This is a genomic window from Luteimonas huabeiensis HB2, from assembly GCF_000559025.1.
In the GTDB taxonomy this organism is placed as follows: domain Bacteria; phylum Pseudomonadota; class Gammaproteobacteria; order Xanthomonadales; family Xanthomonadaceae; genus Luteimonas; species Luteimonas huabeiensis.
The window spans coordinates 14212-36466 of record NZ_JAAN01000033.1 but is presented as its reverse complement, the minus strand read 5'-3'; the positions used below and the strand labels follow the sequence as shown (position 1 = coordinate 36466).

Annotated in this window: 21 protein-coding genes; 6 read left to right on the top strand and 15 right to left on the bottom strand. The window is 73.9% G+C overall.

Features of this window, described 5'->3' with window-relative positions; genetic code table 11:
- Positions 1-184 precede the first annotated feature (184 nt).
- The 5 genes from Z164_RS0113890 to Z164_RS0113870 all read right to left on the bottom strand — a co-directional run bounded on the left by Z164_RS0113890 (position 185) and on the right by Z164_RS0113870 (position 4838).
- The gene (locus Z164_RS0113890; protein WP_024891290.1) at positions 185-904 is read right to left on the bottom strand and encodes a hypothetical protein; all 720 of its coding nucleotides are present in this window, start codon (positions 902-904) and stop codon (positions 185-187) included.
- A gap of 109 nt (positions 905-1013) precedes the next feature.
- Entirely contained in the window at positions 1014-2081 is a 1068-nt protein-coding gene (rlmM, locus tag Z164_RS0113885; RefSeq protein ID WP_024891289.1) for a 23S rRNA (cytidine(2498)-2'-O)-methyltransferase RlmM, read from the bottom strand.
- Positions 2081-2641: a nucleoside deaminase gene (locus Z164_RS0113880; protein WP_024891288.1), complete on the bottom strand. Its 561-nt coding sequence runs from the start codon at positions 2639-2641 to the stop codon at positions 2081-2083. Before Z164_RS0113880 ends, rlmM begins: the two co-directional genes overlap by 1 nt.
- Positions 2641-3072, bottom strand: coding sequence for a hypothetical protein (locus Z164_RS0113875; protein ID WP_024891287.1), 432 nt, complete (start codon positions 3070-3072; stop codon positions 2641-2643). Before Z164_RS0113875 ends, Z164_RS0113880 begins: the two co-directional genes overlap by 1 nt.
- A gap of 14 nt (positions 3073-3086) precedes the next feature.
- Positions 3087-4838, bottom strand: coding sequence for a glutamine--tRNA ligase/YqeY domain fusion protein (locus Z164_RS0113870; protein ID WP_024891286.1), 1752 nt, complete (start codon positions 4836-4838; stop codon positions 3087-3089).
- A gap of 277 nt (positions 4839-5115) precedes the next feature.
- On the opposite strand from Z164_RS0113870, the gene Z164_RS21435 reads away from it, so the two are divergent.
- Positions 5116-7290: a GGDEF domain-containing protein gene (locus Z164_RS21435; RefSeq protein WP_024891285.1), complete on the top strand. Its 2175-nt coding sequence runs from the start codon at positions 5116-5118 to the stop codon at positions 7288-7290.
- A gap of 377 nt (positions 7291-7667) precedes the next feature.
- Positions 7668-8318: a peptide-methionine (S)-S-oxide reductase MsrA gene (gene msrA, locus Z164_RS0113860; protein ID WP_024891284.1), complete on the top strand. Its 651-nt coding sequence runs from the start codon at positions 7668-7670 to the stop codon at positions 8316-8318.
- 220 nt (positions 8319-8538) lie between these two features.
- Here msrA and rnk read toward each other — a convergent pair whose 3' ends face one another.
- The 4 genes from rnk to ahpC form a co-directional block, all read right to left on the bottom strand.
- A complete protein-coding gene (rnk, locus tag Z164_RS0113855; RefSeq protein WP_024891283.1) occupies positions 8539-8949 on the bottom strand; it encodes a nucleoside diphosphate kinase regulator in 411 nt (136 codons plus the stop codon).
- A gap of 95 nt (positions 8950-9044) precedes the next feature.
- Positions 9045-9971, bottom strand: coding sequence for a DNA-binding transcriptional regulator OxyR (gene oxyR / locus Z164_RS0113850; protein ID WP_024891282.1), 927 nt, complete (start codon positions 9969-9971; stop codon positions 9045-9047).
- 67 nt (positions 9972-10038) lie between these two features.
- Complete coding sequence (ahpF, locus tag Z164_RS0113845; RefSeq protein WP_024891281.1) at positions 10039-11631, bottom strand: alkyl hydroperoxide reductase subunit F; 1593 nt, start codon at positions 11629-11631, stop codon at positions 10039-10041.
- 227 nt (positions 11632-11858) lie between these two features.
- Entirely contained in the window at positions 11859-12422 is a 564-nt protein-coding gene (ahpC, locus tag Z164_RS0113840; RefSeq protein WP_024891280.1) for an alkyl hydroperoxide reductase subunit C, read from the bottom strand.
- Between the two features lie 416 nt (positions 12423-12838).
- Between ahpC and prmC the strand changes: the two genes are divergently transcribed.
- Together prmC and pip are read left to right on the top strand one after the other, a co-directional pair.
- Positions 12839-13747: a peptide chain release factor N(5)-glutamine methyltransferase gene (gene prmC, locus Z164_RS0113835; RefSeq protein ID WP_024891279.1), complete on the top strand. Its 909-nt coding sequence runs from the start codon at positions 12839-12841 to the stop codon at positions 13745-13747.
- A gap of 34 nt (positions 13748-13781) precedes the next feature.
- Positions 13782-14729 (top strand): prolyl aminopeptidase, encoded by a 948-nt coding sequence (gene pip / locus Z164_RS0113830; RefSeq protein WP_024891278.1) that lies wholly within the window; start codon positions 13782-13784, stop codon positions 14727-14729.
- A gap of 32 nt (positions 14730-14761) precedes the next feature.
- On the opposite strand, the gene Z164_RS0113825 is transcribed toward pip, so the two are convergent.
- From Z164_RS0113825 to Z164_RS0113815, 3 genes are read right to left on the bottom strand one after another with little or no spacing between them, the layout of a single operon-like run.
- On the bottom strand, positions 14762-15325 hold the full coding sequence (locus Z164_RS0113825; protein WP_024891277.1) for an NUDIX hydrolase: 564 nt from the start codon (positions 15323-15325) through the stop codon (positions 14762-14764).
- Between the two features lie 46 nt (positions 15326-15371).
- Positions 15372-16334 (bottom strand): 5'-3' exonuclease, encoded by a 963-nt coding sequence (locus Z164_RS0113820; protein ID WP_024891276.1) that lies wholly within the window; start codon positions 16332-16334, stop codon positions 15372-15374.
- The gene (locus Z164_RS0113815; protein ID WP_024891275.1) at positions 16324-16923 is read right to left on the bottom strand and encodes a nitroreductase family protein; all 600 of its coding nucleotides are present in this window, start codon (positions 16921-16923) and stop codon (positions 16324-16326) included. Before Z164_RS0113815 ends, Z164_RS0113820 begins: the two co-directional genes overlap by 11 nt.
- Before the next feature lie 74 nt (positions 16924-16997).
- Between Z164_RS0113815 and Z164_RS0113810 the strand changes: the two genes are divergently transcribed.
- Complete coding sequence (locus Z164_RS0113810; protein WP_024891274.1) at positions 16998-19373, top strand: DUF1631 family protein; 2376 nt, start codon at positions 16998-17000, stop codon at positions 19371-19373.
- A gap of 61 nt (positions 19374-19434) precedes the next feature.
- Positions 19435-20526 (top strand): NAD(P) transhydrogenase subunit alpha, encoded by a 1092-nt coding sequence (locus Z164_RS0113805; RefSeq protein WP_024891273.1) that lies wholly within the window; start codon positions 19435-19437, stop codon positions 20524-20526.
- Between the two features lie 330 nt (positions 20527-20856).
- Here the strand turns inward: Z164_RS0113805 and Z164_RS20625 are convergent, their stop codons facing one another.
- The 3 genes from Z164_RS20625 to Z164_RS0113790 are packed head-to-tail and all read right to left on the bottom strand — an operon-like array spanning position 20857 to position 22201.
- The gene (locus Z164_RS20625) at positions 20857-21279 is read right to left on the bottom strand and encodes a DUF3106 domain-containing protein (RefSeq protein WP_043690168.1); all 423 of its coding nucleotides are present in this window, start codon (positions 21277-21279) and stop codon (positions 20857-20859) included.
- Positions 21280-21284: 5 nt separating this feature from the next.
- Positions 21285-21662 (bottom strand): hypothetical protein, encoded by a 378-nt coding sequence (locus Z164_RS0113795; protein WP_024891272.1) that lies wholly within the window; start codon positions 21660-21662, stop codon positions 21285-21287.
- Positions 21659-22201: an RNA polymerase sigma factor gene (locus Z164_RS0113790; RefSeq protein WP_024891271.1), complete on the bottom strand. Its 543-nt coding sequence runs from the start codon at positions 22199-22201 to the stop codon at positions 21659-21661. Before Z164_RS0113790 ends, Z164_RS0113795 begins: the two co-directional genes overlap by 4 nt.
- Positions 22202-22255: the final 54 nt, after the last annotated feature.

The window sequence follows — 22255 nt, the reverse complement described above, 5'->3', positions numbered from 1 at the left end:
CCGCCTTGCGGGGGAAGGGAAAAAAAAATGGTCCCCGCTTGCGGGGGAAGGGAAAACAAGAATGGTCCCCGCTTGCGGGGGAAGGGAAAAACAAGATGGTCCCCCGCTCGCTGGGGCAGGGACACGCCTTCGGCATCGCGCGCCACGACGGCCCAGGGGCGCCCGGCGGGACGGCATGGGCCGATCAGCCCAGGAACGGGAACGCCACCCGCAGCACGCCGCGCACGCCGCCCTCCAGGCTTCCGGCGACCGCGCGCGCGCCGAGCGCGTTCAGCGCGTTGCGCACGTCTTCCCAGCGCAACTGGTCGAGATCCTTGCGCAGCAGCTCGGCGACTTCCTGCGCCGCCGGCGCCAGCTCGCGCAGTTGGCGCGCCACCGCCTGCGGGTCCGGCTGCAGGTGGCCGCCGCGCTCGGCCAGGCGCAGCAGGGTGTCGAAGCGCACCGCGACCACCTCGCGATTGCGCTCGTAGACCGGCAGCGCGCCCACGTCGAGGATGGCCTGTTCGAAGCGGGCGAGATCGTCCGGGTGTTCGATGCGCACCGCCAGGAAGCCTTCCTTGCGACTGCGCTCGCTGACGTGGCGGGCGCCCGCGCGCAGGTTCTCCGCGGTCAGCACCGTGGCCAGGATGCGCGGCAGCGCGGCCTCCGGCGGTTCGGCGACCAGTTGCCGCCAGCGCGCGTAGCCGTCGCGGCGCAGCGCCTTGAGCCTGGCCGGGGTCACCCGCAGCTGCGCCGCGGCGGCGTGGTTGGAGACCGCGCGGTCGATCGCGCCGTCGCGTTCTAGCAGCACGAAGATCAGCAGTTCGAGATCGCGCTTGGTCAGCGAGCCGAAGCCCTGAAGCTGCGTCTGGCGCATGAATTCCTGGCCGAACGTGGCCGGATCGTTGAGTACGAGCGCTTGCATGGCCTTCCCTCCTGGCAGGCTCGCAGCATGCCAGCGGCCGTTTGCAGGCGCTGAGACCCGGTCCACGGGCGCGGCGCGTCCCGGCGCCCGAACGCGCCCGCCGGGCGGGTCAGCCGGCCCCGGCCGAGGCGAACACGGTGATCTCCTCGCGGTCGTGGTAGAGCTGGCGCGCGCGCACCTCCAGCGGCACGCCGGCCTCGTCGGCCAGCAGGTCCAGGCACAGCCGGGTCTCCTGCCAGCGCTTCTTCATCGGCAGCTTGAGGTTGAACACGGCGTGCCGGCACCAGCCCTCGCGGAACCAGGTCGCCATCCGCGCGGCCACCCGGCGCGGCTGCTCGACCATGTCGCAGACCATCCAGTCCAGGGTGCGCTCGGGCTGCCAGCGGAAGCCGTCGGCGCGCAGGTGCTCGACCAGGCCGGTGTCGTGCAGCGCCGGCTGCAGCGGGCCGTTGTCCACCGCGGTCACGTGCAGGTGATGGCGGGTCAGCACCCAGGTCCAGCCGCCGGGCGCGGCGCCGAGGTCGGCCGCGCGCATGCCGGGCTTGATCAGGGTCTCGCGCTCGCGTGCGCTGAGCAGCGACAGCAGCGCTTCCTCCAGCTTCAGCGCCGAGCGCGAGGGCGCGTCGGCGTGCAGGCGCAGGCGCGGGATGCCCTGCGGCCAGGGCGCGCCGTCGCCGGGCTCGCTGCGCGACAGCAGCAGGTGGTCGCCGGCCAGCAGGCAGACGTGCAGGCGCGGGCGCGCCGGATCGTCGTGCGGGGTCAGAAAGCCGCGCTGGCGCAGCGCCGGGCGCAGCGCGTTGCCGAAGGCGCGCGCGAGCCCGGACAGCGGCCGCCCGGCCTCGGAGTCCGGATGCTCGACCCACAGCTCGCCGTAGCGGCCGCGCCCTTCCAGCGCCGACAGCACCGGCGTGAGCCGGTCGCGCGGGTCGAGGCCGTCCAGCTCGGCGATCAGCTGCGTCTTCTGCCGCGCGAACACCAGCGCGCGCCAGGGCAGGGCGCGCCCGGGGCGGTCGTCGGGGTCGGCGGCGTGGAACAGCGCGTAGCCGTCGTCGCGCGCGGCGCGCGCGTAGCCGCCGATGCCGGCCAGCGCCGCGCGCTCGGTCAGTTCGGCGGCCAGCTCGGGCTCGAAGCCGGCCCGGCACAGGCACAGCAGCGCCTGCGGTGCGGAGGCGTCCATCAGTAGCGCGGCCCGCCGCCGGCGCCGTAGGCGCGCAGCACCTCGCGCGCCTCGTCGCGGCGCAGGTCGGCGACGACCTCGATCCCGCGGCGCGCCAGCTCGCCGCGCCAGTCGGCGGGCAGCGGGCCTTCGTCGAACTCGGTCAGCGCCTCCACGTCCTCGGCGCGGGCGCCGATCAGCAGGCGGTCGATGCCGGCCCACACGGTGGCGCCGAAGCACTGGCAGCAGGGCTGCGCCGAGGTGGCCAGCACGACCGGGCCGCCGGCCGCGTTGAGGCGCGGGGTCTGCAGCCGCTGCTGGGCGAGCATGTACGCCATGGTCTCGGCGTGGGCGACCGAGCAGTTGGCCGGCACCACGCGGTTGACGCCGACCGCGACCAGGCGGTCGCCCGGCCCGAACACCGCCGCGCCGAAGGGACCGCCGCTGCCGGCTTCCACGTTGCGCCGCGACAGCGCGATGGCCAGCTCGACCTTGGCGTCGTCGCCGGGATAGCGGCGCTCGGCGTCCACCGTTTCGTGGACCCAGGCGGGCAGGGTGAGGTGGACCTGGGCGTAGAGCATCAGCGCACGACCGGGGTGGCGGCGTCGGTCGCCTCGCAGCGGTTCTGCACGCAGGCGCAGGACTGGATCTCGCGGAAGCCGCAGACCGAGGCCATGCCGCTGCGCTGGCACTCGGCCATCACCGCCTGCGGGTCGGCGGGGCTGTCGCGGTGCACGCAGGCGGGATAGGCGCCGCAGCAGTTGCCGACGTCCTTGACCACGCAGTCGCTGTCGACCGCGCAGGCGGTGCGCAGCTCGGGCACGCCGGGCGCGGCCGGCCCGCCGTCGGCATCGTCGGAGTCGGCGACCGGTCCGGACGGTGCGGGCGCGGCTGGCTGGGGCGCGGCGGCGGCCGGCGGCTGCGGCGCGGCGCAGGCGGACAGCAGCAGCGCCAGCACGGCGGCGAACGGCAGGCGGCGGCTGCGCGGGTGCGGGATCGGGAAGGCGGGCATCGGCGGGTCTCCGGTCAGGCGCGCGCGGCCCAGGTGTCGCGCAGGGTCACGCTGCGGTTGAACACCGGCGCGTCGGCGCGGTGGTCGTGGCGGTCGGCCACGAAGTAGCCGAGCCGCTCGAACTGGAACGACTGCTCCGGCGCGGCCTGCGCCGCCGCCGGTTCCACCCAGCCGCGCGCGCTGCGCCGCGAATCGGGGTTCAGATGGTCGCGATAGGTCTTGCCGTCGGACTCGTCGTCGGGCTTCTCCACCGAGAACAGGCGATCGTAGAGGCGGATCTCGGCGGCGACCGCGTGCGCGGCGCTGACCCAGTGGATGGTGCCCTTGACCTTGCGGTTGGCGCCTTCCATGCCCGGGCGGGATTCCGGGTCCAGCCAGCCGCGCAGCTCGACCACGCGGCCCTCGGCGTCCTTGACCACCTCGTCCACGCGCGCGATGCCGGCCCCGCGCAAGCGCACTTCGCCGCCGGGCACCAGCCGCTTCCAGCCCTTGGGCGGCACCTCGGCGAAGTCCTCGCGCTCGATCCACAGCTCGCGCGAGAACGGCACCTCACGGCTGCCGAAGCGCTCGTCCTTGGGATGGTTGGCGAAGGCCAGCCGCTCCTCGTGGCCTTCCGGCAGGTTGGTCAGCACCAGCTTCAGCGGATCGATCACCGCCATGCGCCGCGGCGCATGCGCGTCCAGGTCCTCGCGCAGGCAGCCCTCCAGCACCGAGAAGTCGATGACCGAGTTCTGCTTGCTGATGCCCACGCGGTCCACCAGCAGCCGCAGCGCGGCGGGGGTGTAGCCGCGGCGGCGCAGTCCCTGCAGGGTGTACATGCGCGGATCGTCCCAGCCGTCCACCAGGCCGTCGGCGACGAGCTGGGTCAGCTTGCGCTTGCTCATCACCGTGTAGTTGATGTTGAGCCGGGAGAACTCGATCTGGCGCGGCGTGCCGGCCTGGTTGGGCAGGCCGCGCGCGAGCAGCGGCTGCAGCAGCTCGGGATGCCCGGCCAGATCCACCTGCGCCACGCACCAGTCGTACAGCGGGCGGTGGTCCTCGAACTCCAGCGTGCACAGCGAGTGGGTGATGCCCTCGATGGCGTCGCCCAGCGCGTGGGCGAAGTCGTACATCGGGTAGATCGGCCAGGCGTCGCCGGTGTTCTGGTGCGCGACGTGCTTGATCCGGTACAGCGCCGGGTCGCGCAGGTTGATGTTGCCGCTGGCCATGTCGATCTTCGCGCGCAGGGTGCGCGCGCCGTCTTCGAACTCGCCGGCGCGCATGCGCCGGAACAGGTCCAGGTTCTCCTCCACGCTGCGGTCGCGGAACGGCGAATTGCGGCCCGGCTCGGTCAGGCTGCCGCGGTAGGCGCGGACCTCTTCGGCCGAGAGGTCGCAGACGAAGGCCTTGCCGTCGCGGATCAGCTTCTCCGCGGCCAGGTAGTAGACCTCGAAGTAGTCGGAGGCGTGGCGCAGCTCGGCCCAGTCGAAGCCCAGCCAGCGCACGTCGTCCTGGATCGCGGCGACGAACTCCGGGTCCTCCCTGGCCGGATTGGTGTCGTCGAAGCGCAGGTTGCACTGCCCGCCGAACTCGGCGGCGATGCCGAAGTCCAGGCAGATCGCCTTGGCGTGGCCGATGTGCAGGTAGCCGTTGGGCTCGGGCGGGAAGCGGGTGCGGATCGCGGTGTGCTTGCCGCTGGCCAGATCCTCGCGGACGATCTGGCGGATGAAGTCGCGCTTCTCGGGCGGGGCGTCGGCGGCGGTGGGTTCGGGCAGGGCGCTGGTCATCGGCGATCGGGCGGCGTGGAGGCGGTGGGCGCGCGCGAGGCGCGCGCCGGGGACCGCACAGTGTAGGCGACCGGGCACCGCGTGGCCGCTGCGGTCCGGAAGTCCGCGCCAGGTCCGGTCGCGGCGGACGCCACGGTGGGTGTGGCGAAAAACGTGACGGTGTACCATTTTCGGCCGGAGCGGGGCTTGCCGGGATGCAGGCGACCGAGGGGAAACGCCGCATGCGGATCGACGATCCGGGAGTGCCAGTCCACGCCGCGCGGGCGAGGACGTCTCGATGAACCCGTCGGCCGTGTCCCGCAGCGGCCCCGGCTGGGTATTCGCGATCGGCACGCTCGCGCTCGCGCTGCTGCTGTGGGCGGCGCTGCAGGGGCTCGGGGCCGGTCGCATCCAGGTGTGGCTGCCGGCGCAGATCGAAGCCGGCGACGCGGCGGTCCCGCTGCCCGACGGGCTGCGCCTGGGCGGCGCAGCGGGCGAGGCGCGCGCCACGCTGCGCTGGCGGGTGCCGGCGTCTTCCGACGGCGGCGCGCGCTGGGTGCTGTGGGCGCCGCGCGTTCCGGCGGATCGGCTGCAGTTCTCCGCGCCGGGCTGGACCGGCCCGGCGCACGATTTCTTCGCCCCGCGCACCGAACACGCGCTGCCGGGGGGCTTCAGTTCGCCGCTGCCCGCCGGCGCGGTCGATGCGCCGCTCGCGCTGCGGGTCGAAAGCGGCCTGCCGGTGGACGTGTACCCGGTGCTGGTGCGCGAGAACGACACCATCGTGCTCGAGCAGCGCGCCGCGGCGGCCGCCTCCGGCATCTATGCCGCGCTGTTCATGCTGGCGTTCCTGGCCCTGGCGCTGTACGCGGCCGCCCGCGACCCGGCCTACCTGATGTACTTCGCCTGCGCGCTGAGTGCCCTGCTGATGCTGGCCGCGATCAACGGCCACCTGTACCGGGTGGCGGGGCTGTCGTGGTTCGGACGCTGGCGCACCGCCGGCATCGATGCGCTGGTGCTGGGCTTCCTCGCCGCCTGGTCGCGGATGCTGCCGCTGTACGCGGGCGCCGGGGTGGTGCCGCGCACGGCGCAGCGGTGGGCCGTCGCCGTCGCCGCGGGCCTGCTCGCGCTGGCGGTGCTGTGCCTGCTCGACCTGCCGGCGTTGCGACCGTGGCTGCACCCGCTGGCGTCGGCGGCCTGGGTACTGGTGGGGGCGGGCAGCCTCGCCTGGCTGGCGCTGGCCGTGCGCGGGGGCGCCCCGATGGCCTGGCCGCTGCTCGGCCTGCTGGCGCTCACCCTGCTGCTGACGGCGCTGCAGCGTGCCCTGCCGGGCTTGGGCGCGCCGGACCCGCTGGCCGGGCGCTACGCCTTCCAGGCGGGCATCGTGATGTTGTTCACCGTGCTCGCCGTGGGCCTGGTCTCGCGGGTGGCGGAGTACCGCACCCAGCGCGACCACGACCGCCTGGCGCGCGCCGATACCGAGCGCCGGATGGCGCGCGAGACCGCGCGCAACGATCTCGCCCACGCGTTGCAGTCGCAGCTGCGCGCGCTCGCGCCCGGCGACATCGAGCACACCGCGTTCGCGCTGCTGTTCGACCACCTGCTGCCGCTGCTGCCGGTGGACTCGGCGGCGGCGGTGGCCGAGGGCTTCCACGGCCGGCGGCTGCTGGTGGTGCGGCCGGAGCCCCGGCACGAGGCGGTGGCCGAGGAAATCGCCCGGCGCGTCGTGCCGCTGCGCCGCACGGCATCGGCCGGCATGGCGCTGCAGTACCTGCTGGGCGAGGGCGGTCGCGCCCTGACCGAGGCGCTGATCCCGCTGAAGGTCCATGCCCCCGGCTGGGGCGGGGTGCTGCTGCGGCGCGAGGGAACCGCGGGACTGAGCCCGGAGGAATTGGCCCTGGCTGCGGAATTCACCCGCCTGACGCTGCTGCACGTCGAGCACGCGGTCGCCGCGGTGCAACTCCGGCGCTCGGCCGAACTGGATGCGCTGACCGGCTCGCTCAATCGGCGCTCGATCGACCAATGGCTGGCGCGCGCCTTCGCCGATGCCGAGCGCGAGCGGCAGCCGCTGTCGGTGGCGTTCATCGACGTCGATCATTTCAAGTCGGTGAACGACCGCTACGGCCACGCCGCCGGCGACCACTGCCTGCGGCGCGTGGCCACCGCGCTGCGCGCCGCGCTCGGCGAGAACGGACTGTTCGGCCGCTACGGCGGCGAGGAGTTCATCGCCATCCTGCCCGGGCAGGGCGAGGCGCTGGCGCGCGCCACCGGCGAACGCATCCGCGCCGCGGTCGAGCGCCTGGACGCGCGCTGGGAAGACCGCCCGCTGCAGTTGACCGTGAGCGTGGGCGTGGCCGCGCGACGCGACGGCGAACGCACTCCCGAGGCGACCCTGGCGCGCGCCGACAAGGCGCTCTACGCCGCCAAGCGCAACGGCCGCAACCGCGTGCAGGTCGCGCCGGCGGTGTTCGACTAGGCTGTATCGACATCCAGCGTGCGAAAGCCGCGTCCCTCGCAAGCGGGAGCACTCCGCTTTTTCCTTCCCCCGCAAGCGGGGGGCACTCTGTTTTTCCTTTCCCCGCAAGCGGGGGAAGGTGCCGAAGGCGGATGGGGGCGCGCCGCAGGCGCCCAAGGCGGCCCTCATCCGGCGCTGAAGGAACAGCACGGCCCCGCTCGCGGGAGACGGGACGATGTGGGCCCGCTTGCGGGAGCGGGGACGGCTTCGTCACCGCAGGTCGAAGGTCGATGCACCCGGGCATCGGCATCGCGCCCTTCGGATCGGCGCGCGGCGGCCGGCTTGATCGGCGCGGCCGAGACCGCATGTGGTGTCCATCCCCATACGCGGAGACCGCCATGCTCGGCATCGGCGCCTTCAAGCAACGCCTGCCCCGCCCCGAGGACGCCCTGCCCGGGCGCGACGCGCCGCTGCCGCTGCGCAACGTCCACTTCGTGCACGGACGGCCGCTGCGCGGCGATTTCGCGGGGCTGGCCGACGTCCGCTTCGGCATGGGCTGCTTCTGGGGCGCCGAGCGCGCGTTCTGGTCGCTGCCGGGGGTGGAGACGACGGCGGTCGGCTACGCCGGCGGCTTCACGCCCCACCCGACCTATCGGGAGGTCTGCAGCGGGATGACCGGGCACGCCGAGATGGTGCGCGTGGTCTACGACCCGGCGCGGATCGGCTTCGAGCGGCTGCTGGCGACGTTCTGGGAATCGCACGACCCGACCCAGGGCATGCGCCAGGGCAACGACGTCGGCACCCAGTACCGCTCGGCGATCCACTGCACCACGCCGGAGCAGGCCGAGGCCGCGCGCAAGAGCCTGGACGCGTACCAGGCGCGGTTGCGCGAGGCGGGCCTGGGCCGGATCACCACCGAGATCGTGGCGCCGGCGCCGGCGTTCTACTACGCCGAGGACGAGCACCAGCAGTATCTCGCCAAGCATCCCGGCGGCTACTGCGGGCTGGGGGGAACCGGGGTGAGCTGCCCGGTGGGGCTGGGCGCCTGAGAACCCGTGCGGGTCCGGCCGCGCCTGCCGGCTGGCGGGTGCGGCGCCCGAAGGAACCGCACGCCGCGGTCGTCGCCGTCGCCTCAGCGGCGGTCGGCGAGGTGGCCGCCGGGACCGGCGGCCACGAGACGTCCACGGAGCGCGCGTGCATGGCGCGTCCTGCGTTCGGCCGCGCGCCGTCCGGCGGCGCTCGCGGCGGAATCAGGACCGGCTCCGGGCCTCACGCGCCCGCGTCGCGCGGGTGCACCGCGGCGACCTCGAGGCTGAGCGTGCTGCCGTCGGGGCGCGGCCAGTCGATCCGCTGGCCGACCGACAGGCCGAGCAGCGCGCTGCCCACCGGGGCGAGGACCGAGACCCGTCCGCTGGCGGCATCGGCCTCGTGCGGGTAGACCAGGGTGACGGTGCGGCGGGTGCCATCGGCATCGACGCAGTCCACGCGCGAGTGCATGCGCACCACGTCGTCGGGCATCTGCGCGGCGGGCAGGATGCGCGCGCGCAGGAGTTCCTCCTGCAGGGCCTGGGCGGCGGGCTCGCGGCGCCAGACGGGGTTTTCCAGCAGCGCGTCCAGGCGCGCGGCGTCTTCTTCGGACACGAGCAGGGACGGCGGCAGGCCGCTGTGCGGGTTGGACATCGGGGTGTTCTCCTGGGGATTGGACGCAAAGCAAACGGGCGACGCGTCGGCGCCGCCCGTTGTGGCGATCACGCTACCCGCTCCGGGCGCCGGGTTCAAGCCGCCGGCGCGGCCGGCGCGCCGGGCCCCAGCAACCCCGGCGGCAACTGCCTGAACAGCGCCGCGAGCTGGCGCAGGAAGCCGTCCATCGCCGAGCTGCGGCGCCACAGCATGGCGATCTCGCGCCGCGGCGGGTCGCCTTCGAAGGGGAGCAGGCGGATGTCCGGCGAGCGCGCCACCGGCGGCTGCACCGACAGCATCGGCAGCAGGGTCATGCCGACATTGGCGGCCACCATCTGCCGCAGCGTCTCCAGGCTGGTGGCGCGGAACTCGCTCTTCTCGTGGGCGCCCGAGAGCTGGCACACGTCCAGCGCCTGCTCGCGCAGGCAGTGTCCGTCCTCCAGCAGCAGCAGGCGCTGGTCGGCCAGGTCGTCCAGCGCCAGGCGGGTGCGGGCGGCGAACGGGTGGCGGTCGGGGACGGCGAGCACGAAGGGCTCGCTGAACAGGGGCTCGACGTGCAGCTGCTCGTCCTCGACCGGCAGGGCGAGGATCGCGGCGTCGAGCCGGCCGTCGCGAAGCCGCGCCAGCAGCACGTCGCTCTTCTCCTCCACCAGCAGCAGCTCCAGCTGCGGAAAGCGCGCGCGCAGGCCCGGGATCACGTGCGGCAGCAGGTAGGGGCCCAGGGTGGGAAAGAGGCCCAGGCGCACGGTCCCCGCCTGCGGGTCCTGGCTGCGGCGCGCCGCCTCCTTCATCTGCTCCACCTCGGCGACGATGCGCCGCGCGCGCTCGGCGGCTTCGCGCCCGGCCGGGGTGAGCATGACCTTGCGCGGCGCGCGCTCCACCAGCGAGACGCCCAGTTCCTCCTCCAGCTTGCGGATCTGGGTGGACAGCGTCGGCTGGCTGACGAAGCAGGCCGCGGCGGCGCGCCCGAAGTGGCGGTGGTCGGCCAGCGCCACCAGGTAGCGGAGGTCGCGCAGGTTCATGGCCGCACCGCCGAAGGCGTGGGGCGGGCCGCGCACCTCCGTCCTGCAGCGGCGCGGCGCGCGGGCATCACGCGGCCTCGGCCACCGCGCCGCTGGTCTTGGGCGCGCTGCTGCGGATGAGATGGTCGAACGCGGCCAGCGCCGCCTTCGAGCCTTCGCCCATCGCGATCACGATCTGCTTGTACGGCACCGTGGTGCAGTCGCCGGCGGCGAACACGCCCGGCACGTCGGTCTGGCCGCGATCGTCGACGACGATCTCGCCCCTGGGCGACAGCGCCACGGTGCCCTTCAGCCATTCGGTGTTGGGCAGCAGGCCGATCTGCACGAACACGCCTTCCAGCTCCACCCGGTGCGCATCGCCGCCCTGCCGGTCCTTGTAGATCAGGCCGGTGACCCGGGTACCGTCGCCCAGCACCTCGGTGGTCTGCGCGCTGGTGACGATCTTCACGTTCGGCAGGCTCTTCAGCTTGCGCTGCAGCACGTCGTCGGCGCGCAGCCTTTCGTCGAACTCGATCAGGGTGACGTGGGCGACGATGCCGGCCAGGTCGATCGCGGCCTCGACGCCGGAGTTGCCGCCGCCGATCACCGCCACCCGCTTGCCCTTGAACAGCGGGCCGTCGCAGTGCGGGCAATAGGCCACGCCCTTGTTGCGGTACTCGTTCTCGCCGGGCACGTTCATCTGCCGCCAGCGCGCGCCGGTGGCCAGGATCACCGTCTTCGCCTTCAGGCTGGCGCCGTTCTCGAGCGCCACCTCGATCAGCCCGTCGGCGCCGGCCGGGACCAGCCGCTGCGCGCGCTGCAGGTTCATGATGTCCACGTCGTACTGGCGCACGTGCTGCTCCAGCGCCGCGGCCATCTTCGGCCCTTCGGTCTCCGGCACCGAGATGAAGTTCTCGATCGCCATCGTGTCCAGCACCTGGCCGCCGAAGCGCTCGGCCGCCACGCCGGTGCGGATGCCCTTGCGCGCGGCGTAGATCGCCGCCGCGGCGCCGGCCGGGCCGCCGCCGACCACCAGCACGTCGAACGGCGCCTTGGCCGAGATCTTCTCCGCCTCGCGCGCGGCGGCGCCGGTGTCGAGCTTGGCGACGATCTGCTCCAGCGTCATCCGGCCCTGGTCGAAGACCTCGCCGTTGAGGTAGACGGTGGGCACCGACATGATCTGCCGCGCCTCCACCTCGTCCTGGAACAGCGCGCCGTCGATGGCGGTGTGGCGGATGCGCGGGTTGAGCACCGCGGCCAGGTTCAGCGCCTGCACCACGTCCGGGCAGTTCTGGCAGGACTGCGAGAAATACGTCTCGAAGCGATAGTCGCCGTCGAGCGCGCGGACCTGCTCGATCAGCTCGGCGTCGGCCTTCGGCGGATAGCCGCCGACCTGCAGCAGCGCCAGCACCAGCGAGGTGAACTCGTGGCCCATGGGCAGGCCGGCGAAGCGCAGGTGGATCTCGTGGCCGGGCGAGGTCAGCGCGAAGGACGGCTTGCGCTCGGCGTCGTCGCGCACGACCTCGACGCTGATGCGCGCGCTGGCGGACTTCAGGTCGTCGAGCAGCGACAGCAGTTCGCGCGACTTCTCGCCGTCGTCGACCGAGGCCACGATGTGGATCGGGCGGACGACGCGCTCCAGATAGGCCGCGAGCTGGGTCTTGAGTTCGGCATCCAACATGACAGGCTCCTGGGTCGGTCAAGAAGGGCCGCGACGCGGCGCCGGCCGCATCGGGACGTGGGGGAGGGGAGGAAGCGCACCGGAGCCGGCTGGGCGCGGGCTGGCGTCGGCGGGCGGGCGCCCAACGGACTCCGGTGCGCTCCCGCCCGCGGGGGCGGACGGGGGCGCGATCGCCGTCCCGGCGCCGGGACCCGCCGCGAAGCGGGGCCGGCGCGGGCGGCGGGCGATCAGATCTTGCCGACCAGGTCCAGCGACGGCTTCAGGGTCTTCTCGCCTTCCTTCCACTTGGCCGGGCAGACCTCGCCCGGGTGCGCGGCGACGTACTGGGCGGCCTTGACCTTGCGCAGCAGCTCGCCGGCGTCGCGGCCCACGCCCTCGGAGGTCACCTCGACCAGCTGGATGACGCCCTGCGGGTCGATCACGAAGGTGCCGCGGTCGGCCAGGCCCTGGCCCTCGCGCAGCACGTCGAAGTTGCGGGCCAGCGTCGCGGTCGGGTCGCCGACCATCGGGAACTGGATCTTGCCGATGGCCTCGGAGGTGTCGTGCCAGGCCTTGTGCGAGAAGTGGGTGTCGGTGGAGACGCTGTAGATCTCCACGCCGAGCTTCCTGAACTCCTCGTAATGCTCGGCCAGGTCCTCGAGTTCGGTCGGGCAGACGAAGGTGAAGTCGGCGGGGTAGAAGAAGACCACCGACCACTTGCCCTTCAGATCGGCGTCGGTGATTTCGACGAACTCGCCGTTCTGGAACGCGGTGGCCTTGAACGGCTTGATTTCGGTGTTGATCAGAGACATGGAAGTCCTCGGTGACGGGTGGGGTGTGAAACCGGCCGCAACGACCGGACCGGCACAGGATAGGGACTCACTATCAATATGTAAAATCGATAGAACGCATAAATTAAATAGGATTTATCTATCGGCTCCCGGCGGGCCGGGCGTCGTTTGGCGCTTGACCGTGCGTGCTGCATTGCACCAAAATGGATGCGAACCCGGCGCCGAGGCGCCGGTCCAGCACGAGACGGCCCGTCCGTCCACCGCTTCCGTGTCCCGTACTCCCTCCCACGCGTGTCACGGAATTTTGAAGGCGACTTCGGTCGCCTTCATTTTTTTGAGCGCCGCTTCGCGTCCGGGCCCCGGGCCGGGCGCCCGTGCAGGCGTCCTCGAGCCCGCCGTCGGCCCGCATCGTCCCCCGCGCGCTTACCATGCCGCCCATGCACCGCGGCCCCAGCCCAATCCCGCCCGCCGATGCGGCGCCGCCACGGGCCGATGCGCTGCTGCGCGAGGCGCGGCGGCGCATCGACCCGGTCGATGCCGAATGGTTGCTGCTGCACGTGCTGGCGCGCCCGCGCGCCTGGTTGTACGCGCACGGCGACGCGCCGGTCGGCGCTGATGTCGCCGCCGCCTACGCGGCCCTGGTCGCGCGCCGCGAACGCGGCGAGCCGGTCGCCTATCTCACCGGCCGGCGCGGCTTCCGCCACCTCGACCTGCAGGTCACTCCAGACACCCTGATTCCGCGCGAGGACACCGAGCGGCTGGTCGAACTCGCGTTGGCGCGGCTGGACCCGCAGGCGCCGGCGCGCGTGGCCGATCTCGGCACCGGCAGCGGGGCGATCGCGCTGGCCATCGCCAGCGAGCGCCCGCGCGCGCAGGTGACCGCCACCGACCGCAGCCCCGCCGCGCTGGAGGTGGCCGCCGGCAATGCGCGAGCGCTGGGCCTGCGCAACGTGGCGTTCGTCGCCGGCGAGTGGTTCGCGCCGCTGGCCGGGCGGCGATTCGACCTCGTCGCCAGCAACCCGCCCTACATCGCCGCCGGAGACCCGCACCTGACGCACGGCGACCTGCGCTTCGAGCCGGCGATGGCGCTGGCCTCGGGCGTGGACGGGCTGGACGACATCCGCCGCATCGTCGCCGACGCGCCCGGGCACCTGGCCGAGGGCGGCTGGCTGCTGCTCGAGCACGGCCACGACCAGGGCGCGGCCGTGCGCGCGCTGTTGCGCGCGCGCGGCTTCGACGCGGTCGCCACCGCGCACGATCTGGAAGGGCGCGAGCGGGTCACGATGGGGCGCTTCGCGGGCGGTCGACGGCAGCCCGCCGCCGGGCCGCCGGCGCCGACACGCTAGAATCCGGGGCCGTCCCCGCCCAGGATCGACGCCCATGCGCACGCTGTACCCCGAGATCGAACCCTTCGACACCGGCTTCCTGCCGGTGGACGGCCGCCACACGCTCTACTACGAGCAGAGCGGCAATCCCAAGGGCAAGCCGGTGGTGCTGCTGCACGGCGGCCCCGGCGGCGGGTCCAGCCCGAAGATGCGGCGCTTCCATGATCCGGCGAAGTACCGCATCGTGCTGTTCGACCAGCGCGGCGCCGGCCGCTCCACCCCGCACGCCGACCTGACCGACAACACCACCTGGCACCTGGTCGCCGACATCGAGGCCCTGCGCGAACACCTCGGCATCGAGCGCTGGCAGGTGTTCGGCGGCTCCTGGGGTTCCACGCTGGCGCTGGCCTATGCGCAGACCCACGCGCGGCGGGTGACGGAGCTGGTGCTGCGCGGCATCTTCATGCTGCGCCGCTGGGAGCTGGAGTGGTTCTACCAGGAAGGCGCCTCGCGGCTGTTCCCGGAGGCGTGGGAACGCTACCTCGCGGCGATCCCCGAGGACGAGCGCGGCGACCTGATCGCCGCCTACCACGCGCGCCTGACCAGCGAGGACGAAAGCGTCCGCCTGGAGGCGGCGCGCGCCTGGAGCGTGTGGGAAGGCGCGACCTCGTTCCTGCGCGTGGACCCGGACTTCGTGCAGGGCCACGAGGATGCGCAGTTCGCGCTGGCGTTCGCGCGCATCGAGAACCACTACTTCGTCAACGGCGGCTTCTTCGAGGCCGACGACCAGCTGCTGCGCGACGTCTACCGGATCGTCGACATCCCCGGCGTCATCGTGCACGGCCGCTACGACGTGGTGTGCCCGGTGCAGAATGCCTGGGACCTGCACAAGGCGTGGCCGAAGTCGGAGCTGGTGATCACCCCGGCCTCGGGCCACTCCGCGTTCGAGGCCGAGAACATCGACGCCCTGGTGCGCGCGACCGACCGTTTCGCGGCGTCCTGACCGGCGGGCGCGCGCGTCCCGGCCGCGCGCGCCTACGGCGCCGCCGGGCTGCCGTCGGGCTCGTGCTCGATCATCCACAGCCCGGCCCAGAGCTTGAGGTCGAGCTCGTAGCCAGCGCGGTGCATTTCCATCAGCCAGGCCGGCGCGCGCTCGCGCGGCACGCGGTGGACCACGATGTCCTCGCTGCCCACGCCGCCGCCTTCGCCGACCTTGCGCAGGTCGCGCGCGCGGGCGAAGGCGATGCGCTCGTTGCTCATCCCCGAGGTGGTGGGGCCGGTCAGCAGGATCTCGACCCGGCCCGGCTCCCAGCCGGTCTCCTCGATCAGCTCGCGGCGCGCGGCGGACTGCAGGGTGTCGTCGTCGTGGTCGTCGCCGACCAGGCCGGCGGGCATCTCGATGGTGCGCGCGCCGAGCGGCACCCGGTACTGCTCGACGAACAGCACCTCGTCCTCGGGCGTCACCGCGATCACGATCACCGCCAGGCCTTCGCGGCCGTGGGTGCGTTCGCAGAACTCCCACTTGCCGCGGCGCACCAGCCGCAGCCAGTCGCCTTCGTAGAGGAGTTCGGGTTCGGGGCGTTCGTCGGCACGGGTCATCGGCAGATGCTATCGCATCGCGCCGCGCTGCCGCTGCCGCCCGGGGTCAGAACGGCTCCGGCGCCCAGGCGTCGGCGGCCGCGGCCGGCGGCGCGAACGCCAGCCCCGCCGCGGCGTACAGCCGCTTGCGGGTGAGCGGGCCGAAGCGCAGGGTCCGGCTCAGCGCGTCCAGCGCGGCGGCGTCGGCCTCGCCGCGGGCGAACGGCGCGGCGAACGGCGACAGCGGCGCGTCGAGCGCGATCGTGGCCAGGCGCCGGCACAGCCGCGCCTGCTCGCCGTGGGCGCGCAGGCGCTCGGCGGTCTGGCGCGCGCCGCGCAGGCGCAGGTAGGGCACTTCCTCCACCCGCGCGAGCAGCGCATCCAGGCTGCCGAAGTGGGCCAGCAGCGCGGCCGCGGTCTTGCAGCCGATGCCGGGCACGCCGGGGATGTTGTCGATGCTGTCGCCGCACAGCGCCAGGTAGTCCGGGATCTGCTCGGCGCGCACGCCGTGCCGGGCCGGTACCCCCGCCGCGCTCCAGCGCTGGCCGCGGGCGAAGTCCCACTGCTCGTCGGCGCCCTGCAGCAGCTGCGAGAGATCCTTGTCGGCCGACACGATGACGCCGCGGTGGCCGAGCCGGCGGGCCTGGGCCAGCGCGCTGCCGATCAGGTCGTCGGCCTCGTACTCGGCATCGGCCAGCACCACCAGGCCGAGCGCGGCGGCCAGCGCCTTGCAGTGCGCGAACTGCCGCCGCAGCGCCTCCGGGGCCGGCGGCCGGTTGGCCTTGTAGGCGGCGTAGAGCGCGTGGCGGAAGCAGCTGTCCAGCGCCTCGTCGAAGGCCACCACGATGTGCCGCGGACGCTCGCGTTCCAGCAGCTCGAGCAGGAAGCGCGCGAAGCCGTGCACCGCGTTGGCCGGCTCGCCGTCGGCGTCGCGGAACTCGTCGGGCATGGAATGCCAGGCCCGGAACACGTACAGGCTGGCGTCGACCAGGTGCAGGGTGCCGGCGGGCGCGCCGCGCTCAGGGGCCATCGGGCGACCAGTCGCGCAGCAGCGCGGCCGGGTCCGGGCGCTCGCGCTCGGGCGGCTCGATGCGCGGCGTGCCCAGGTGGACGAAGCCGGCGATGCGCTCGTGCGGCCCCAGCCCCAGCAGGTCCATGACCTCGCGCTCGAAGGCCGGCCAGCCGGTCAGCCAGCTGCCGCCGTAGCCCATCGCCTGCGCGGCCTGCAGCAGCGCGAAGCACACGCAACCGGCGGTCATCAGCCGCTCCTGCTCGGGAATCGCGGTGTCGGCCGGGTCGAGCACCGCCACCACCACCAGCACCAGCGGCGCGTGCGAAAAGCGCTGCCGGTCCTTCTCGAACGCCGCCTCGCCGGCGCCGGGCCGCAGCCGGCGGCCGATCGCCGCGACCCGCTCGCCGAGCGCGCTGCGTGCGGCGCCGCGCACGCGCAGGAAACGGAACGGCACGCGCTTGCCGTGATCGGGCACGCGCACGGCCGAGCGCAGCAGGCGCAGCAGTTCGGCGTCGTCCGGCGCGGGTTCGGCCAGCTGGCGGGCCGGCACCGAGCGCCGTGCGTCCAGCGCCGCGAGCGCTTCCTCGGTATTTGCGATGTCAGTCACAGACGTGGAATGGTCCGGTCGGGATCGTACGTTCGTAGCGACGGCATCCCGTCGCCAGCGTATTCTCCCCCGAAATGAAGCCCGCAGACGACCTCGCCACCTCCCGCGTGGCGCGCGCATCCAGCGCGCGCGGACCCGGGCGCGTGCTGGAGACGCTGCAACGCGATGCGGCGACCGATCTGGTCGGCGTGCTGGCGGGGTTCTGGAGCTCGATCGAGGAGCAGGTGCGGCTGGCGGCGCTGGCCGGGCACGACTTCAGTTCCGCGCAGGAAGACCGCGTGGCGGTGCTGGCGCTGAGCCATCGCGCGCTGGAACTGGCCACCCGCTACCGCGGCGCCATCGAGCGCGCCTTCGAAGCCTGGCTCGACCCGGCCGGCGGCGCCCAGGCGCGCGATGGCGCGCTGCAGCTGATGTCCGAGGGCGAGCTGGAGATCCACCTGGCCGGGCAGCAGATCACCGAGCTGCTCGACCACCAGTTCCTGCACCCGCTGGCCCAGCTCGACGAGCGCCTGGAGGCGCTGGCGCAGGCGATGGGGCTGCCGCAGGCGCAGCGCCCCAACCCGCTGCGGCCGGAGGTGGCGGTCTCGGCCTTCGTGGACCTGTTCGAGGCCGAGGACCTGACCCCCAGCCTGCGGCAGATGGTGTTCCAGCAGTTCGACAAGCGGCTGCCGAAGATCCTGGGCGAGGTCTATACCAAGGCCAACGCCACCCTCGCCGCCGCCGCGTTCGGCGCCGTGGACGCGGCGGTGCCGCGGCCGGCCGCGCGGTCGCGCCGAGAGGCGCCGGCGCCCGCGGCCGGCTGGGTCCCCGACGTCGGCACCGTCGAGCACACCCGCCGCGATCCGGGGCCGCCGGGCGCGGCCGACTCCGCGGCCGGCGGGCACGAGGCGCCGCCGCAGGCGGGCCATGCCGCGCCCTCGGGGTTCTCCGGGGCGGCCGCTTCGTCTCCCGCCGCGCCGGCCGAAGGCCAGCCGCTGCGCTACCGCGACATCGTGCGCGACCAGCTGCGCGCCTGGCGCGCCCACGCCGCGGCCAGCGAGCCGGCGCCCGCCGCCGGCCCCGCGCCGCGCGCCGAGCCGCCCGGGCAGTTCCTCGGCACCGAGGACATGCTCAACATCGCCTCGCTGCTGCAGGGCGACGATCCCGCGCCCTACGCCCGCGCGCTCGCGGGCGAGGACGAGCGCGCGCTGGGCGACGTGCTGCGCAGCCAGATCCTGGGCAGCGTGCGCCAGCTCGGCCTCGACCCGGAACGCGTGCGCTTCAGCAGCGACGAGGAGGACGCGATCGACCTGGTCGGCATCCTGTTCCGCTCGCTGTTCGAGGCCAACGACCTGCTGCAGCGCTCGCGCGCGCTGTACGGCAAGCTGGTGGTGCCCTACCTCAAGGTCGCGCTGACCGACGACACCCTGTTCAACCGCCGCAGCCACCCGGCGCGCAAGCTGCTGGACGCGCTCACCGAGGCCTGCGACGGCAACACCGGCGAGACCCCGCAGGACCAGGAAACCCTGGATCGCGCCGAGCGCGCGGTGGACCGCGTGGTCGAGGAATTCCAGGACGATGCCGCGATCTTCGAACTCGCGGCCAGCGAACTGCGCGACCAGCTCGACCAGCAGCGCAAGCGTTCGGAAATCGCCGAGCGCCGCATCGCGGAGTCGATCTTCGGTCGCGAGCGCCTGCAGCTGGCCCGGCGCAGCGCCGAGGACCTGGTCGCCTCGCGCATGTGCGAGCGGCCGCTGACCGCGCCGGTGGCGCAGTTCCTCGACGAGCACTGGCGCCATTACCTGACGCAGACCTGGTTGCGCGACGGGCCCGATTCGCCGCGGCATCGCGCCGCGATCGGCCTGGGCGACGCCATGGTGCAGGTGGACGCCGACGCCGCGCAGGTGCGCGGGGCCGCGGTGGCCGACCAGTTGCTGGCGCTGCAGGCGCCGCTGGCCGAGTGCTATTCCAGCTGCGGCATGGAGGCCGGCGCCGCGCGCGAGGCGATGGCGCGGATCATTTCCGCGCTGGCGATGCCCGATACCGTGCGGCAGATCCACACCCCGCGCGCGGAGCCGGTGGACGAGGCGGCGCCGGACGAGATGCCGCTGCGGCTGGTGGGCGGGACCGACACCGTCGATTGCGATCCGGCGATCGCCGCGCGCATGCGCCGGCTCAAGGTCGGGCAGGGCCTGCGTCTGATCGACCGCTCCGGCCACGAGAGCGCGGCGCGGATCGCCTGGATCAGCCCGCTGACCTCGCGCCTGTTGCTGGTCAACCGCCGCGGCGTGCGCAAGATGGTGGTCTCCCCCGAGGAACTGGCGGTGCTGGTGGCCTCGGGGCGGGCGGTGGTGCGCTCGGTGGACGCGCCCTTCGACGAGGCGATGAAGCAGCTCTGGCAGCGCCTCAACCAGGCGCCGCGCACCGCGCCCGCCGCCCCCCCGCCGCCGGCCGCCGCCAACGCGTTCTGAGCGCGGCGCGCGCGCCGCGCGACTTGCTAGGATGCGGTTCCGCGGGGAACTGGAGCAGCCGATGACGATCACCTTGGGCATCGCGCGCGAGCGCGCGCCGGGCGAGCGGCGGGTGGCGGTGACGCCGGAGACCTGCCGCAAGCTCGTGGCCGCGGGCGCCGTCGTGCGCCTCGAACGCGGCAGCGGCGCGGCGGCGTTCTTCCCGGACGCGGCCTATGCCGAGGCCGGCGCGCAACTGGTCGCCGACGCGCCGGCCGCCCTCGACGGCGCCGACGCGGTGCTGTGCGTGCAGGCGCCGCCGGCGACGGCGCTGGCCGCGCTGAAGCCCGGCGCGGTCGTCGTCGGCATCCTGCAGCCGGAGGCGGACCCCGCGCGCGCCCAGGCGCTGCGCGAGCGCGGCCTGATCGCCTTTCCGCTGGAACGGCTGCCGCGCACCACCCGCGCGCAGGCGATGGACGTGCTCAGCTCGCAGGCCGGCATGGCCGGCTACAAGGCGGTGCTGATCGGCGCGCAGCTGGCGCCGCGCTTCTTTCCCATGCTGACCACCGCCGCCGGCACCATCCGCCCGTCGAAGGTGCTGGTGATCGGCGCCGGCGTCGCCGGCCTGCAGGCGATCGCCACCGCGCGCCGGCTGGGCGCGCAGGTGGAGGGTTTCGACGTGCGGCCGGAGACGCGCGAGCAGATCGAGTCGCTCGGTGCGCGCTTCCTCGACCTGGGCGTCAGCGCCGCGGGCGAGGGCGGCTACGCGCGCGCGCTGACCGATCAGGAGCGCGCCGAGCAGCAGCGGCGCCTGTCCGAGCACCTCAAGGGCGTGGACGTGGTGGTGTGCACCGCCGCGGTGCCCGGCCGGCCCGCACCCAGGATCGTCACCGAGGCCATGGTGGCCGGCATGAAACCGGGCAGCGTGATCGTGGACCTCGCCGCGGAGACCGGTGGCAACTGCGAGGCCACGCGGCCGGGCGAGACCCACGAGGTGGGCGGGGTGACCGTGGCCGGGCCGCTGCACCTGGCCAGCCAGGGCGCGCAGCACGCCAGCGAGATGTATGCCCGCAACGTGTTCAATTTCGTCCAGCTGCTGCTGCGCGACGGCGCGCTCGGCTTCGACTGGAACGACGAATTGCTGTCGCGCACGGTGTGGCCGGCGCCGCCGTAGGCGCGCGCATACCGCGATCGCCAGGGAGGATCGACGCTCGGCCTGCGACGGGCACGGTTGTCCCCCCCGTCGGCGGGGGGCGTGCCGCAGGCGGAGGGGACGCGTTGCTGGCGTCCAGAGGGCCCTCATCCGGCGCTGCGCGCCACCTTCTCCCGCTTGCGGGAGAAGGAACGACGTGGGCCCGCTCGCGGGAGAAGTAACAACTTGGGCCCGCTCGCGGGAGAAGGAACGACGTGGGCCCGCTTGCGGGAGAAGGAAAATCAGGATGCGCCCCGCTTGCGGGAGAAGGCGCAGCGTCAGCCCGCTGCGGGCGAAGGGGGCGGCCCGGTCCTAGTCGCGGGGCGGGTGCTCGCGGATCCAGCGCTCGCGCTCGGCCGGCGTCATCGTCCGCCAGCGTTCGCGCAGCGCCTGCTGCTCGGCCTCGGGCAGCCGGCGCATGTGCTCGAACAACGCGCGCGTTTCGTGCCGGCGTTCGGGCGACATGTCCTCCCAGCGCTTCATGCCGCGCCGTGCGCGCTGGCGTTCCTCGGGGCTCATGTCGCGCCAGCGCTCGGCGCGCCGCAGCATGTGCGCGCGCGCGGCGGGTTCGTCGTTCCAGCGTTCGCGGATCGGCGCGATCAGCGTTTCGCGCTGGGCGGGCGTCAGCTGCTCCCAGGCGGGAAGCGCGGGGGCGGCGTCCTGCGCCGGCGCCGGGCCGGCGAGCGGCAGCAGGAGCAGGCAAAGCGCCAGGGGGCGGGTCGGGAAGCGGGACATGCGGGTCACTCCATCGCCAGCGGGCGGGCCTCGCTCGAGGCCAGCCAGAGGAACAGGTCGGGGTCTTCGTCGAGCGCGACCAGCAGGTCGCCCTCGGGCAGGGCGGCGGGCGCGGGCGCGGCGGCCTCGATGCCCGCGGCCAGCGCGGGCGCGGCCTCGGGCGGCGCCAATAGCGCGCGGGCGCCGAGCACGGCGGCGAACACGGCCGCGCAGGCCGTGGCCAGCGCCCAGCCCGGCCGCCGGGCGCGCGCGGGCGCGGTCTTTTCGCTGCGCGGGCGCAGGCGCGCCAGCGTGCGCGCGGAGACGTGCGCGAGCGCGGCATCGTGGGCCTGGCGGACGCTGCGCTCGAAGCCGTCGTCGCGGGGGGCGGTCGGGGGCGTCATCGGAAATCCTCCAGTCGCTGCTGCAGCGCCTCGCGGGCGCGCGAAAGGTGCGTCTTCACCGAACCCTCGCCGCACCCCATGATGCGCGCGGTGGTGGCGACGTCGAGCTCTTCCATGATCCGCAGGGTGAACGCCTCGCGCTGCCGCCGGGGCAGCCCGCGCAGGGCGGCCACCAGGGTCGCGTAGGCCTCGCGCGAATCCTGCGCGCGGGCGGGGTCGGGGCCGTCGTCGGCCCAGTCCAGGGTCTGCTGGGCGTCGTCGCCGGCCTCGGTCATCCAGCCCAGCCGGAACATGCGCCGGCGCTGGATGTCGACGATGCGGCTGCGCAGGATCGTCCAGAACAGCGCGGTCCATTCCTCCGGCGGCCGGTCGCGATACCCGAGCATGCGGGTCATCGCGTCCTGCACCGCGTCCAGCGCGTCCTCGCGATGGCGCAGGCCGATCTCGGCGAAGCGGAACGCGCGCGCGCGCACGCCGGCGAAGAACGCGTCCAGCGTCGCCGGCGCGTCGCCGCGGGCGGGCGCGGGATTCACGTCCATGCGGACGGCGGGAGAGGGCAGGCTGCCATCCACGGCGACGGCGGGGCTCCGGCG

Coding starts and splice junctions, on each gene's coding strand:
- Z164_RS0113890 (WP_024891290.1), bottom strand. CDS start 904: ATGCAAGCGCTCGTACTCAACGATCCGGCCACGTTCGGCCAGGAATTC.
- rlmM (WP_024891289.1), bottom strand. CDS start 2,081: ATGGACGCCTCCGCACCGCAGGCGCTGCTGTGCCTGTGCCGGGCCGGC.
- Z164_RS0113880 (WP_024891288.1), bottom strand. CDS start 2,641: ATGCTCTACGCCCAGGTCCACCTCACCCTGCCCGCCTGGGTCCACGAA.
- Z164_RS0113875 (WP_024891287.1), bottom strand. CDS start 3,072: ATGCCCGCCTTCCCGATCCCGCACCCGCGCAGCCGCCGCCTGCCGTTC.
- Z164_RS0113870 (WP_024891286.1), bottom strand. CDS start 4,838: ATGACCAGCGCCCTGCCCGAACCCACCGCCGCCGACGCCCCGCCCGAG.
- Z164_RS21435 (WP_024891285.1), top strand. CDS start 5,116: ATGAACCCGTCGGCCGTGTCCCGCAGCGGCCCCGGCTGGGTATTCGCG.
- msrA (WP_024891284.1), top strand. CDS start 7,668: ATGCTCGGCATCGGCGCCTTCAAGCAACGCCTGCCCCGCCCCGAGGAC.
- rnk (WP_024891283.1), bottom strand. CDS start 8,949: ATGTCCAACCCGCACAGCGGCCTGCCGCCGTCCCTGCTCGTGTCCGAA.
- oxyR (WP_024891282.1), bottom strand. CDS start 9,971: ATGAACCTGCGCGACCTCCGCTACCTGGTGGCGCTGGCCGACCACCGC.
- ahpF (WP_024891281.1), bottom strand. CDS start 11,631: ATGTTGGATGCCGAACTCAAGACCCAGCTCGCGGCCTATCTGGAGCGC.
- ahpC (WP_024891280.1), bottom strand. CDS start 12,422: ATGTCTCTGATCAACACCGAAATCAAGCCGTTCAAGGCCACCGCGTTC.
- prmC (WP_024891279.1), top strand. CDS start 12,839: ATGCACCGCGGCCCCAGCCCAATCCCGCCCGCCGATGCGGCGCCGCCA.
- pip (WP_024891278.1), top strand. CDS start 13,782: ATGCGCACGCTGTACCCCGAGATCGAACCCTTCGACACCGGCTTCCTG.
- Z164_RS0113825 (WP_024891277.1), bottom strand. CDS start 15,325: ATGACCCGTGCCGACGAACGCCCCGAACCCGAACTCCTCTACGAAGGC.
- Z164_RS0113820 (WP_024891276.1), bottom strand. CDS start 16,334: ATGGCCCCTGAGCGCGGCGCGCCCGCCGGCACCCTGCACCTGGTCGAC.
- Z164_RS0113810 (WP_024891274.1), top strand. CDS start 16,998: ATGAAGCCCGCAGACGACCTCGCCACCTCCCGCGTGGCGCGCGCATCC.
- Z164_RS0113805 (WP_024891273.1), top strand. CDS start 19,435: ATGACGATCACCTTGGGCATCGCGCGCGAGCGCGCGCCGGGCGAGCGG.
- Z164_RS20625 (WP_043690168.1), bottom strand. CDS start 21,279: ATGTCCCGCTTCCCGACCCGCCCCCTGGCGCTTTGCCTGCTCCTGCTG.
- Z164_RS0113795 (WP_024891272.1), bottom strand. CDS start 21,662: ATGACGCCCCCGACCGCCCCCCGCGACGACGGCTTCGAGCGCAGCGTC.
- Z164_RS0113790 (WP_024891271.1), bottom strand. CDS start 22,201: ATGGACGTGAATCCCGCGCCCGCCCGCGGCGACGCGCCGGCGACGCTG.